Origin of the sequence: Mangrovibacter yixingensis (assembly GCF_020523985.1) — a bacterium.
Classification (GTDB): Bacteria; Pseudomonadota; Gammaproteobacteria; order Enterobacterales; family Enterobacteriaceae; genus Mangrovibacter; species Mangrovibacter yixingensis.
The window spans coordinates 671,618-684,126 of sequence record NZ_JAIVKM010000002.1; the positions used below are offsets into that span (position 1 = coordinate 671,618).

Here is a 12,509-nt window from a genome sequence, read left to right on the forward strand (position 1 = left end):
CCCTGATAAGACCAGTATTTAGCTGCCAAATGCCACGAAATCATTATAATGTGCGACTTTGGTTCGCTCTGGAGCGTTATTTTAGCGCTCTCAGGTGACAATAACAGCCTTAAGGTATATTTTGTAAATTACCTGGAAAATTGCTGGAGATAGCAGCACGATGGCGGACAATTTTCACATTTTGCTTTTGAATGGCCCTAATCTCAATATGCTTGGGACGCGTGAGCCTGAAAAGTATGGTTCACAAACGTTACTCGAGATTGTGACCGATTTGGAAGCAGAAGCAGAAAGTTTAGGCATAGAGCTAGATCATCTGCAATCTAACGCTGAACATGTGCTGATTGAGCGGATTCATCAGGCTAAAGACATTGTTGACTATATCCTGATAAATCCGGCTGCATATACGCACACCAGCGTTGCATTGCGTGATGCATTACTTGCTGTGAACATTCCGTTCATAGAAATACATCTCAGCAATGTGCATGCACGGGAACCTTTCCGCCATCATTCATATCTATCTGATATTGCTTCTGGCGTCATTTGTGGTTTAGGCGCCGATGGCTATTCATATGCACTACAGACAGCGGTAAAACGTCTGTCACAATCAAACTAACAAGAGTACGGAACGCACTCATGGATATTCGTAAGATTAAAAAACTGATCGAGCTGGTTGAAGAGTCTGGCATCGCTGAATTGGAAATTTCTGAAGGCGAAGAGTCTGTTCGCATCAGCCGCGCAGTGGTGAACCCGGCCCCCATGATGCAGCAGGCTTACGCAGCCCCTGCTGTCATGCCTGCCGCTCAACCTCAACCGGCACTTTCATCAGCCGTAGCTCCTGTTGCTGAGCCGGTAAAAGAAGCATCTGCTGAGATCAGTGGTCACATCGTACGCTCCCCAATGGTTGGGACGTTCTATCGCACGCCAAGCCCGGATGCAAAAAACTTCATCGAAGTGGGTCAGAAAGTCAGTGCTGGCGATACCTTATGTATCGTTGAAGCAATGAAAATGATGAACCAGATTGAAGCGGATAAATCAGGCGTTGTGAAAGCCATTCTGGTAGAAAATGGTCAACCGGTTGAATTTGACGAGCCGCTGGTCGTCATCGAATAACGAGGCGAACATGCTGGATAAAATTGTCATCGCCAACCGTGGTGAAATTGCATTGCGCATCCTGCGTGCCTGCAAAGAGTTGGGCATCAAAACGGTTGCTGTGCATTCCACCGCAGACCGCGATTTAAAACACGTACTGTTGGCAGATGAAACGGTTTGTATTGGACCGGCGCCATCAGTGAAAAGTTACCTGAATATCCCGGCAATTATCGCTGCTGCTGAAATTACTGGCGCAGTCGCTATTCACCCGGGGTATGGTTTCCTGTCTGAAAACGCTAACTTTGCTGAGCAGGTTGAGCAGTCTGGCTTTATCTTCATCGGCCCGAAAGCAGAAACGATTCGCCTGATGGGTGATAAAGTTTCTGCAATTACCGCGATGAAAAAAACGGGTGTTCCTTGTGTACCGGGTTCTGATGGCCCTCTGGGTGACGACATGGATAAAAACCGCGCCATTGCAAAACGCATTGGTTACCCGGTGATTATCAAAGCATCTGGCGGCGGCGGTGGCCGTGGGATGCGCGTTGTACGCAAAGAAGCTGACTTATCCCAATCCATCACCATGACCCGTGCGGAAGCAAAAGCTGCTTTCAACAACGACATGGTATACATGGAGAAATACCTGGAAAACCCGCGTCACGTGGAAATTCAGGTACTGGCTGATGGCCAGGGTAATGCCATTTACCTGGCTGAACGCGATTGCTCCATGCAACGCCGTCACCAGAAAGTCGTGGAAGAAGCACCAGCGCCGGGAATCACTCCTGAACTGCGTCGCTACATTGGCGAACGCTGTGCAAAAGCTTGTGTGGACATCGGTTATCGTGGTGCAGGCACATTCGAGTTTCTGTTCGAAAACGGTGAGTTCTACTTCATTGAAATGAATACCCGTATTCAGGTTGAACACCCAGTTACCGAGATGATCACTGGTGTTGACTTGATCAAAGAGCAGTTACGTATCGCTGCAGGCCAGCCGTTGTCTATTAAACAGGAAGAAGTTGTGGTTCGGGGCCATGCGGTTGAATGCCGTATTAACGCCGAAGATCCTAATACATTCCTGCCAAGCCCAGGTAAAATCACGCGTTTCCATGCCCCTGGCGGTTTTGGGGTTCGTTGGGAATCTCACATTTACGCAGGTTACACCGTTCCACCCTATTACGATTCAATGATAGGTAAGCTTATCTGCTTTGGTGAAACTCGCGATGTTGCGATTGCCCGTATGCGCAATGCGTTGCAGGAACTGATCATTGATGGCATCAAAACCAACGTTGATCTGCAATCACGTATTATGAGCGACGAGAACTTCCAGCATGGTGGTACCAATATCCACTACCTGGAGAAAAAACTCGGCCTGCAGGAAAAATAATATTCTGCAGGAATCTAAAGGGGCCGGTTACCGGCCCTTTTCTTTTTTTATTTCCTCTCATCGTCCATAAGGTACAATCCCGGCTTTGATCTTTTACAAGGGATAACGATGGACACGCGCTTTGTTCAGGCCCATAGAGAAGCCCGCTGGGCACTCTGGCTAACCCTTCTTTATTTAATTGCATGGATTGCTGCGGGATATTTACCCGACTCCGTTCAGGGTGTGACGGGCTTACCACACTGGTTTGAAGCTGCCTGCCTGGTGGTACCCGTGGTATTTATTTTTTTATGCAAGGTGATGGTCACCCGTATCTTCCGTGATATTCCGTTGGAGGAGAACCATGAAGACTGAAGTTCTGCTCCCACTTGTCGGCTACTTAGTACTGGTTTTCGCTATTTCTATTTATGCATTCCGCAGGCGTAAACAGGGAAACTTTTTGAATGAATATTTCCTGGGTGGCCGTTCTATGGGGGGGTTTGTCCTCGCCATGACACTCACAACCACTTATGTCAGTGCCAGCTCATTTATCGGAGGCCCCGGTGCCGCCTATAAATATGGGCTTGGCTGGGTGCTTCTGGCCATGATTCAGTTGCCAGCTATCTGGTTGTCTCTGGGGATTCTTGGTAAGAAATTTGCGATTCTTGCACGCCGCTACAACGCCGTGACTCTCAATGACATGCTGTATGCCCGTTACCAAAGCCGCCTGCTGGTATGGCTGGCAAGCCTCAGCCTGATTGTCGCGTTTTTAGGCGCAATGACGGTTCAGTTTATTGGTGGAGCCCGTTTACTGGAAACCGCAGCAGGCATTCCTTATGACACAGGGTTGCTCATATTTGGTGTAACAATTGCGCTCTATACTGCATTTGGTGGGTTCCGGGCCAGTGTATTAAATGACGCAATGCAAGGGGTCGTCATGCTACTGGGGACCATCTTATTGCTTGTGGGCATAATTCACCAGGCTGGTGGGCTTCACATGGCAGTGGATAAGTTGTCGCATATCAATCCTCAGTTGGTCTCTCCAAAAGGAGCAGACAATATTCTGTCACCCACATTTATGGCTTCATTCTGGGTGTTAGTCTGTTTCGGCGTTATCGGTTTGCCCCACACTGCTGTACGTTGTATTTCTTATAAAGACAGCAAGGCTGTCCATAGCGGGATAATTATCGGTACCATCGTTGTCGCAGTACTGATGTTCGGTATGCACCTCGCAGGCGCGTTGGGGAGAGCCATTTTGCCTGACCTGACGGTACCCGACCTGGTGATCCCAACATTGATGATCACCGTCTTGCCGCCCGTTTTGGCTGGGATCTTTCTGGCTGCACCGATGGCTGCAATTATGTCGACCATCAACGCTCAACTCCTGCAATCATCAGCAACGATCATTAAAGATCTCTGGTTAAGAAGCCGCCCTGATCAGTCGCAAAACGAATCTCGCCTGAAAATGCTCTCAACCGGGATTACACTGATACTCAGTGTTTTGCTGTTACTGGCCGCCTGGAATCCACCGGAGATGATCATCTGGCTGAATCTCCTGGCCTTTGGTGGGCTGGAAGCTGTATTTCTTTGGCCCCTGGTTCTCGGGCTTTACTGGGAGAAGGCCAATGCTGCAGGCGCGTTATCAGCCATGATCGTTGGTGGTGTGCTTTATGCTGTGCTGGCCACGTTGAAGATACAGTTTTTGGGCTTTCACCCGATTGTCCCGTCACTATTATTGAGTTTGCTGGCTTTTCTTGCAGGTAATTGCTTTGGGCGCCCTGCCATCATCGCCAGTATGAATACCCACTTTGAAAAATAAAGAGTTACGCCATGCCATGGATTCAACTAAAAATTAATGCTACCGGTGAAACCGCTGAAGATCTCGGTGACGCCATCATGGAAACGGGCGCAGTCTCGGTCACTTTTCAGGACACCCATGACACCCCGGTGTTTGAACCCTTACCGGGTGAAACACGCCTGTGGGGCGATACAGATGTCATCGGGTTGTTTGATGCCGAAGCAGATATGAATGATGTCATTACACAGTTGTCAGTTCATCCACTGCTGGCATCTGGTTTTCACCATAAAATTGAGCAACTGGAAGACAAAGATTGGGAACGTGAGTGGATGGAAAACTTCCACCCAATGAAATTTGGTAACCGTTTATGGATTTGCCCAAGCTGGCGCGATATTCCGGATCCTGGCGCAGTTAATGTATTGCTGGATCCTGGTCTCGCATTCGGTACCGGCACCCACCCAACAACATCACTATGCCTGCAATGGCTGGATGGGCTGGATTTGGCAGGGAAAACAGTCATCGATTTTGGTTGTGGCTCTGGAATCCTGGCAATTGCTGCACTCAAACTGGGTGCGGCAAAAGCGATCGGTATTGATATAGATCCACAAGCGATTCAAGCCAGCCGGGACAATGCGGAACGAAATGGCGTTTCCGACCGTTTATCCCTTTACCTGCCAGCTGAACAACCAGAAGACATGAAAGCGGATGTCGTGGTCGCAAACATTCTTGCTGGCCCATTACGTGAGCTTGCCCCACTTATTGGCGTCCTGCCCGTTACAGGGGGCGTACTGGGGCTTTCAGGTATACTTGCCAGCCAGGCAAGCTCGGTTTGCGATGCCTATACTGACCGTTTTTCCCTTGACCCGGTCGTTGAGAAAGAAGAGTGGTGCCGAATCACAGGAACCTGCTTGTAAAAAGCAACAGCGTGGTGCTTTCGCACCGCGCTTTTCTGTTTGATTATCAATCAATTTATCTATGGCAATTCGCCTTACACACCCACTTTTCCAGCATATTATCCCGGCCAGAAGCGCTTTTCATACCCTCTTTTTAAGAAGTTTTAAGAAAAATTTAAAGCGCACAATTTAACCATAAAAATGTAATTGCATGATTATTAGGATTAATTTAACAAGCATTCATGTCCAGAAACAGATTCATTGATCTACAACAGCGGATTGTTCAAAGTTTGGCCTTTCATCTCGCGTAAAAAATGCGTAATATACGCCGCCTTGCAGTCACAGTATGGTCATTTCTTCACTCATGCAAATCGGACAATATCAGCTTCGAAACCGGTTAATCGCCGCACCAATGGCGGGGATAACAGACCGACCATTCAGAACGCTGTGTTACGAAATGGGTGCCGGACTTACCGTATCCGAGATGATGTCGTCTAACCCGGAAGTGTGGGCGAGTGACAAGTCGCGGCTACGTATGGTTCACATTGATGAACCCGGCATTCGGACCGTGCAAATTGCCGGCAGCGTGCCAGAGGAGATGGCTGAAGCCGCACGCATTAACGTGCAAAACGGTGCCCAGATTATTGATATCAATATGGGGTGCCCGGCGAAAAAAGTGAATCGTAAGCTTGCAGGCTCAGCACTACTGCAGTATCCGGAGCTGGTTAAAAGCATCTTATCCGCAGTGGTTAATGCGGTTGATGCGCCTGTAACGTTAAAGATTCGTACTGGGTGGGATAAAGACCACCAGAACTGTGTAGAAATTGCCCAACTGGCTGAGCACTGTGGTATTCAGGCTCTGACGATACATGGACGCACGCGCGCCTGCAGGTTTGAAGGCGAAGCAGAGTACGACAATATTCGGCTGGTTAAGCAGACAGTTTCCATTCCCGTTATCGCGAATGGTGACATTACAAACCCGCTTAAAGCCAGAGCGGTTCTGGACTATACAGGGGCTGATGCCCTGATGATAGGCCGAGCTGCTCAGGGAAGACCCTGGATCTTTCGGGAAATCCAGCATTATCTGGACACTGGAGAGTTGCTTGCGCCACTGCCTCTGGCTGAGGTAAAGCGCTTGTTATGCGAGCATGTTAGGGCATTACACGGCTTTTATGGCCATGTGAAAGGTTACCGAATTGCACGTAAGCACGTTTCCTGGTATCTCCAGGAGCACGCTCCAAATGACCAGTTTCGGCGCACATTCAACGCCATAGAGGATGCCAGCGAACAGCTGGAGGCGTTGGAGGCATACTTCGAAAATTTTGCGTAAACAGAAATAAAGAGCTGACAGAACTATGTTCGAACAACGCGTAAATTCTGACGTACTGACCGTTTCTACCGTTAACTCTCAGGATCAGGTAACTCAAAAACCCCTGCGTGACTCGGTTAAACAGGCACTGAAGAACTATTTTGCTCAACTGAATGGTCAGGATGTTAATGACCTGTATGAGCTGGTACTGGCTGAAGTTGAACAGCCATTGTTGGACATGGTGATGCAATACACCCGTGGTAATCAGACCCGTGCGGCACTGATGATGGGTATCAACCGCGGCACCCTGCGTAAAAAACTGAAAAAATATGGCATGAACTGATTCTAATCAGTTAATCCGTTGTTTTAAAAGGTACTACCCTTCACGGGGTGGTGCCTTTTTATTTGTTAATAACGCCTTTCCCAAAATAATCTAATCACACTCAACCTCTTAGCTGAATTAACCTTTTATTTATTAAGGTTAAAGGGTTAGCTATCCTCCCAGGTAAATATTTTCCTTTGTGGTAAAAAACTCAGCCCGAAAAATAAGACTTATTAACCATCCGGATTGCCATTCTTCTATATATAAGAATGGAATGTACAAAATAAACAGCATGATAATTCAAAAATAAGAAATCAAAAAAAATAAACACACTGGATAACAGCAGGAATTATGACGATGTGACGGTTGCAGCCCATAGGGCATCAGTTACTGGCTACATAGAAGTACCACTGCCTCAAGGGAGGGCATTTTTTATCATCAGATGTTTATATGGATGCAGTAAGCTTTCAGCTATTTTGCTAATAATAGAGCATTTGGTTACTTTTTATTACCAAATAGAAATAATTCACCATATAAAGAAGTGTTTATTAAAATTAACTAGTGAAATACATTAATTTTATTAGAAGTTGTTTCTCTACGTTAATCACATCACATCACTGAAACTTTTTCGCTCCATTATGTGGCGCATGTTTCATTTCTGCACCATTTAAGGGCACTGTTTTTTGTATTTAATGCCTACACTCAACGCTGGGTGATTGCTTTGTCACATTTTGAATAATTAAAAACCTGGCATCACCTTTGCTTTATTAAGTTCGGCAATCGCCACAGACAGGATGATGGCATCAATATGGATGCCACTTTATTTATAACGATAATTTAGCCACACAGGATCCACTATGAAAAAATTGACGTTAGCCACTCTGGTAGCAGCAGGAGCGCTGTTTGGTATCGCCAACCAGGCACATGCAGGGTCAACCCTGGATGCCGTTAAAAAGAAAGGATTCGTACAGTGCGGTATCAGCGATGGCTTACCGGGCTTTTCATATGCTGATGCAAGCGGCAAGTTCACGGGTATTGATGTGGATGTTTGCCGTGGTATTGCTGCCGCCGTATTCGGTGACGCTTCAAAAGTAAAATATACCCCACTCACAGCGAAAGAACGTTTTACTGCTTTGCAATCTGGCGAAGTGGATCTGCTTTCACGTAATACGACCTGGACATCTTCTCGTGACGGTGGCATGGGGATGGTTTTCGCCGGTGTCAACTACTACGACGGCATTGGCTTCCTTACACACTCTAAAGCCGGATTAAAAAGCGCGAAAGAGCTCGATGGCGCAACTGTCTGTATTCAGGCCGGGACCGATACAGAGTTGAACGTTGCTGACTATTTCAAAGCCAACAAAATGAAATATACGCCAGTAACATTTGACCGCTCCGATGAATCAGCAAAAGCACTTGAGTCTGGCCGCTGCGATACGCTGGCTTCTGACCAGTCACAGCTTTATGCACTGCGCATTAAGCTCAGCAATCCTGGTGAATGGATTGTTCTGCCTGAAGTTATCTCTAAAGAACCGCTGGGGCCTGTTGTTCGTCGTGGTGACGACGACTGGTTTGCCATCGTTCGCTGGACACTGTTTGCTATGTTGGACGCTGAAGAAATGGGTGTCAGCTCCAAAAACGTTGATGAAAAAGCAGCGCATCCTTCAACGCCAGATATGGCACACCTGTTAGGTGCTGAGGGTGACTTCGGTAAGGATCTGAAGCTCGACAACAAATGGGCGTTTAATATCGTTAAACAGGTCGGTAACTACGGCGAAGTCTTCGATCGCAATGTCGGTGAAGGCAGCCCGCTGAAAATTAAACGTGGTCTTAACAACCTCTGGAACAATGGCGGTATCCAGTACGCCCCGCCAGTACGTTAATTTTTGCAGTAATGGGCACTACATATGTAGTGCCCACACGCCTGTCGCATAGTATTACTGAGGTTCGTTTATGTCTCATCGCCGCCTTAAAACGAAAGGAGAACTCTCCTTTTCTAACCCTGCGGTGCGTGCCTGGCTGTACCAGATTATCGCAATTGTACTCGTAGCAACTGCCGCGATTTATCTGATACACAACACCATCACAAACCTGAATAACCGTGGAATCACTTCCGGATTTGCCTTTCTGGACAGAAGCGCCGGGTTCGGTATTGTCCAGCATCTTATTGATTATGAGCAGGGAGATACATACGGCAGAGTCTTTGTCGTTGGGTTGCTCAACACACTGCTGGTTTCCGCACTGTGTATTCTTTTTGCTTCTTTTCTGGGTTTCTTCCTGGGCCTGGCCCGCCTTTCAGATAACTGGCTGTTACGGAAAATCTCGACAATCTATATCGAAACCTTCCGCAATATTCCACCGCTGCTGCAAATATTCTTCTGGTATTTCGCGGTACTACGCAATTTGCCCGGCCCCAGACAAGCGCTTGATCTGTTTGATCTGGTGTTCTTAAGTAACCGCGGCCTTTACTTGCCTTCCCCAATTATTGGAGAAGGCCTTATTGCTACAGGCCTGGCTATACTGATTGCACTGCTTATCAGTTATGGGCTGTTTCGGTTCAATCGTGCACACCAAATCAAAACGGGACAACTTCGCCGTACCTGGCCTGTGGCTATCGTGCTGATATTAGGTCTACCGCTTTTAACCCATCTTTTCTTTGGCGCTGCAATTCATTGGGATATTCCTGCATTACGGGGATTCAACTTCCGTGGAGGGATGGTTTTAATTCCTGAATTAGCCGCTCTGACTCTGGCTTTATCCGTTTATACCTCAGCATTTATTGCCGAGATTATTCGCTCGGGTATCCAATCCGTACCCTTTGGCCAACATGAAGCAGCCCGTAGCCTTGGGTTACCTAACCCCATAACCCTACGCCAGGTCATTATTCCTCAGGCATTGCGCGTCATTATTCCTCCACTGACCAGTCAATACCTTAACATTGTGAAAAACTCCTCACTGGCAGCAGCTATTGGCTACCCGGACATGGTATCGCTCTTTGCAGGGACTGTGCTCAACCAAACCGGACAAGCCATCGAAACGATTGCCATCACAATGTCTGTCTATCTGATCATTAGCCTGAGCATTTCGTTGTTAATGAATATTTATAACCGCCGTATTGCCCTGGTGGAACGCTAAGGACACATGATGAGTAAAGCTATTTTATCCAAAGACACTCGTCCTGATGCATCCTGGTCTGGACGTACGTTGCTATGGATGCGTAAGAATCTGTTTTCATCCTGGGGTAACAGCCTGCTGACGGTTATCTGTCTGTGGCTAATGTGGCAGTTAATTCCACCACTGCTTAACTGGGCTATTTTTCACGCTAACTGGGTAGGTTCAACGCGTGGAGACTGCACAAAAGAAGGCGCCTGTTGGGTGTTCATCCATGCCCGCTTCGGGCAGTTTATGTATGGGCTCTATCCACATGAGCAACGCTGGCGGATTAACACCGCACTGGTTATTGGCTTATTGAGTATTCTTCCCATGTTCTGGAAGAACATGCCGCAACGGGGCCGCTATATCACCGGATGGGTAATCGTTTATCCGTTGATCGTGTGGTGGTTAATGTATGGAGGATTCTTCGGGCTCAGCCGTATTGAAACTCGCCAGTGGGGTGGACTGACTCTAACCTTAATTATCGCGTCTATTGGGATTGCCGGTGCACTTCCTCTGGGGATTCTTTTGGCATTGGGGCGCCGTTCGCGCATGCCTGTAGTCAGAATTCTGTCTGTTATTTTTATTGAATTCTGGCGTGGTGTACCACTGATTACTGTTCTGTTTATGTCCTCAGTGATGCTGCCGCTCTTTATGTCGGAAGGGACAACAATAGATAAATTAATCAGGGCGTTGGTTGGTGTTGTTCTTTTCCAGTCGTCATATGTTGCCGAAGTGGTCAGAGGCGGTTTACAAGCTTTGCCAAAAGGGCAATACGAAGCAGCCGAATCCCTTGCTCTGGGTTACTGGAAAACCCATATTTTAGTCATTCTTCCGCAAGCCTTAAAACTGGTGATCCCTGGACTGGTTAACACGATCATTGCATTATTCAAAGATACCAGCCTGGTCATCATTATCGGCTTGTTTGATTTGTTCAGTAGCGTCCAGCAGGCCACCGTTGACCCGGCATGGCTTGGGATGTCAACCGAAGGCTATGTTTTTGCCGCAATGGTCTACTGGATCTTCTGTTTCAGCATGTCGCGCTATAGCCAGTATCTGGAAAAGCGCTTCCATACCGGGCGCACACCGCACTAAGGAAAATCATGAGTCAAAATACTATTCAACCTGCCGACGCGATGATTACGCTGGAAGATGTTAACAAGTGGTACGGGCAGTTTCATGTATTGAAAGATATTAACCTTAACGTTCAGCAAGGCGAGCGAATTGTATTATGTGGCCCTTCTGGTTCTGGCAAATCAACAACGATTCGTTGTATCAATCATCTGGAAGAACATCAGCAAGGTCGTATTGTTGTTGATGGCATCGAGCTCAATGATGATATTCGTAATATTGAACGGGTACGTAATGAAGTAGGAATGGTATTCCAACATTTCAACCTATTTCCGCACCTTACCGTACTGCAGAACTGTACTCTCGCCCCGATTTGGGTAAAAAAAATGCCTAAACGTGAAGCGGAAGCACTGGCCATGCATTACCTGGAACGTGTACGTATTGCAGAACATGCTAATAAGTTCCCCGGCCAAATATCCGGAGGGCAGCAACAGCGTGTTGCGATTGCTCGCTCTTTGTGTATGAAACCTAAAATTATGCTGTTTGATGAGCCCACTTCGGCACTGGATCCAGAAATGGTTAAAGAGGTCCTGGATACTATGATTGGTCTGGCAGAAGATGGAATGACAATGCTTTGCGTTACTCATGAAATGGGCTTTGCACGCACAGTCGCTAACCGTGTTATTTTCATGGACAGAGGTGAAATCGTAGAAGAAGCCCCACCTGAAGAATTCTTCTCAAATCCCCGTTCTGAGCGTACTCGCGCGTTCCTTTCACAAGTAATCCATTAATATATAATGCGATCTTTACTATGCCCTGTTTATCGCAGGGCATTTTTTGTGCAAAAAAAGATAAGAAAAAGTAACAAGAATATTTTATTTCTCAGATATCTTCAGTTGTACAGTTTATTGCCAGCAGGATGAAGCAATAAGTCTCTCGGAGCCCGAAGGTAACTATTGCGGTTCGTCTGCGGGCCATTGCCCGGGCATTGTTACGGTGGAATACAGGGAAAACCAGGTCTGCAAATGGCGTGAAGGAAGTCCATCGCGTAGTGTGCTGCTGGATACGGGGCACAAAGAACTTCCGGTTTTCACTGTGAGCACGTCTTAACCGGAGAGTGGCTGTTGATGAATGCCCCCGTGTAGTGGCCACGCAACGCTCACTGCTTTGTCCCGCTCTTTCAAGTGATTACACCGGGCGCGGTGACAGGAATAACCTGACGGGAAGTGTTCCCCGGCGTGGCACTGTGGCTGAACAGGCCGGTGTGGCACACCCTTTGGCACATTGCCACGTACGTCAGCGCCCTGCGCCGTCCTGCTTTACTTTCTGTCAGGCTGTGAACAGCTGTTTACTGATGCCTGAATGCAAAAAACCCCCAGCTTTCGCTGAGGGTTCTTCTTAATTGAAGCCTGGCAGTTCCCTACTCTCGCATGGGGAGACCCCACACTACCATCGGCGCTACGGCGTTTCACTTCTGAGTTCGGCATGGGGTCAGGTGGGACCACCGCGCTCTTGCC

Annotated in this window: 12 protein-coding genes and 1 rRNA gene; 12 read left to right on the top strand and 1 reads right to left on the bottom strand. The window is 47.6% G+C overall.

All coding sequences use genetic code 11. The features are described from left to right. Positions 1–160 precede the first annotated feature (160 nt). The 12 genes from aroQ to LC084_RS13900 all read left to right on the top strand — a co-directional run bounded on the left by aroQ (position 161) and on the right by LC084_RS13900 (position 11,783). Positions 161–613: a type II 3-dehydroquinate dehydratase gene (aroQ, locus tag LC084_RS13845; RefSeq protein WP_226571764.1), complete on the top strand. Its 453-nt coding sequence runs from the start codon at positions 161–163 to the stop codon at positions 611–613. A gap of 20 nt (positions 614–633) precedes the next feature. Continuing rightward, positions 634–1,110 (top strand): acetyl-CoA carboxylase biotin carboxyl carrier protein, encoded by a 477-nt coding sequence (accB, locus tag LC084_RS13850; RefSeq protein ID WP_226571765.1) that lies wholly within the window; start codon positions 634–636, stop codon positions 1,108–1,110. A 10-nt stretch (positions 1,111–1,120) separates the two neighbouring features. Then, complete coding sequence (accC, locus tag LC084_RS13855) at positions 1,121–2,470, top strand: acetyl-CoA carboxylase biotin carboxylase subunit (protein WP_226571766.1); 1,350 nt, start codon at positions 1,121–1,123, stop codon at positions 2,468–2,470. Positions 2,471–2,578: 108 nt separating this feature from the next. Continuing rightward, positions 2,579–2,821: a YhdT family protein gene (locus tag LC084_RS13860; RefSeq protein WP_226571767.1), complete on the top strand. Its 243-nt coding sequence runs from the start codon at positions 2,579–2,581 to the stop codon at positions 2,819–2,821. Next, entirely contained in the window at positions 2,811–4,265 is a 1,455-nt protein-coding gene (gene panF, locus LC084_RS13865) for a sodium/pantothenate symporter (protein ID WP_226571768.1), read from the top strand. Before LC084_RS13860 ends, panF begins: the two co-directional genes overlap by 11 nt. Before the next feature lie 11 nt (positions 4,266–4,276). Then, positions 4,277–5,158, top strand: a complete 882-nt coding sequence (gene prmA, locus LC084_RS13870) for a 50S ribosomal protein L11 methyltransferase (RefSeq protein ID WP_226571769.1) — start codon at positions 4,277–4,279, stop codon at positions 5,156–5,158. Between the two features lie 343 nt (positions 5,159–5,501). Then, positions 5,502–6,467, top strand: a complete 966-nt coding sequence (gene dusB / locus LC084_RS13875) for a tRNA dihydrouridine synthase DusB (protein WP_226571770.1) — start codon at positions 5,502–5,504, stop codon at positions 6,465–6,467. Between the two features lie 25 nt (positions 6,468–6,492). Beyond that, positions 6,493–6,789 carry a DNA-binding transcriptional regulator Fis gene (fis, locus tag LC084_RS13880; RefSeq protein ID WP_000462905.1) on the top strand — a complete coding sequence of 99 codons (297 nt, stop codon included), beginning with the start codon at positions 6,493–6,495 and terminating at the stop codon, positions 6,787–6,789. An 836-nt stretch (positions 6,790–7,625) separates the two neighbouring features. Continuing rightward, the gene (locus LC084_RS13885; protein ID WP_226571771.1) at positions 7,626–8,651 is read left to right on the top strand and encodes an amino acid ABC transporter substrate-binding protein; all 1,026 of its coding nucleotides are present in this window, start codon (positions 7,626–7,628) and stop codon (positions 8,649–8,651) included. A 70-nt stretch (positions 8,652–8,721) separates the two neighbouring features. Then, entirely contained in the window at positions 8,722–9,903 is a 1,182-nt protein-coding gene (locus LC084_RS13890; RefSeq protein ID WP_226571772.1) for an amino acid ABC transporter permease, read from the top strand. Positions 9,904–9,912: 9 nt separating this feature from the next. After that, on the top strand, positions 9,913–11,016 hold the full coding sequence (locus tag LC084_RS13895) for an amino acid ABC transporter permease (protein ID WP_226571773.1): 1,104 nt from the start codon (positions 9,913–9,915) through the stop codon (positions 11,014–11,016). Positions 11,017–11,024: 8 nt separating this feature from the next. Further along, on the top strand, positions 11,025–11,783 hold the full coding sequence (locus LC084_RS13900) for an amino acid ABC transporter ATP-binding protein (protein WP_226571774.1): 759 nt from the start codon (positions 11,025–11,027) through the stop codon (positions 11,781–11,783). A gap of 616 nt (positions 11,784–12,399) precedes the next feature. On the opposite strand, the gene rrf is transcribed toward LC084_RS13900, so the two are convergent. Then, positions 12,400–12,509, bottom strand: a 5S ribosomal RNA gene (rrf, locus tag LC084_RS13905); the annotation flags it as partial.

Excerpts from the sequence above, each read along its gene's own strand:
- aroQ (WP_226571764.1), top strand. The coding sequence starts at position 161 with ATGGCGGACAATTTTCACATTTTGCTTTTGAATGGCCCTAATCTCAAT.
- accB (WP_226571765.1), top strand. The coding sequence starts at position 634 with ATGGATATTCGTAAGATTAAAAAACTGATCGAGCTGGTTGAAGAGTCT.
- accC (WP_226571766.1), top strand. The coding sequence starts at position 1,121 with ATGCTGGATAAAATTGTCATCGCCAACCGTGGTGAAATTGCATTGCGC.
- LC084_RS13860 (WP_226571767.1), top strand. The coding sequence starts at position 2,579 with ATGGACACGCGCTTTGTTCAGGCCCATAGAGAAGCCCGCTGGGCACTC.
- panF (WP_226571768.1), top strand. The coding sequence starts at position 2,811 with ATGAAGACTGAAGTTCTGCTCCCACTTGTCGGCTACTTAGTACTGGTT.
- prmA (WP_226571769.1), top strand. The coding sequence starts at position 4,277 with ATGCCATGGATTCAACTAAAAATTAATGCTACCGGTGAAACCGCTGAA.
- dusB (WP_226571770.1), top strand. The coding sequence starts at position 5,502 with ATGCAAATCGGACAATATCAGCTTCGAAACCGGTTAATCGCCGCACCA.
- fis (WP_000462905.1), top strand. The coding sequence starts at position 6,493 with ATGTTCGAACAACGCGTAAATTCTGACGTACTGACCGTTTCTACCGTT.
- LC084_RS13885 (WP_226571771.1), top strand. The coding sequence starts at position 7,626 with ATGAAAAAATTGACGTTAGCCACTCTGGTAGCAGCAGGAGCGCTGTTT.
- LC084_RS13890 (WP_226571772.1), top strand. The coding sequence starts at position 8,722 with ATGTCTCATCGCCGCCTTAAAACGAAAGGAGAACTCTCCTTTTCTAAC.
- LC084_RS13895 (WP_226571773.1), top strand. The coding sequence starts at position 9,913 with ATGAGTAAAGCTATTTTATCCAAAGACACTCGTCCTGATGCATCCTGG.
- LC084_RS13900 (WP_226571774.1), top strand. The coding sequence starts at position 11,025 with ATGAGTCAAAATACTATTCAACCTGCCGACGCGATGATTACGCTGGAA.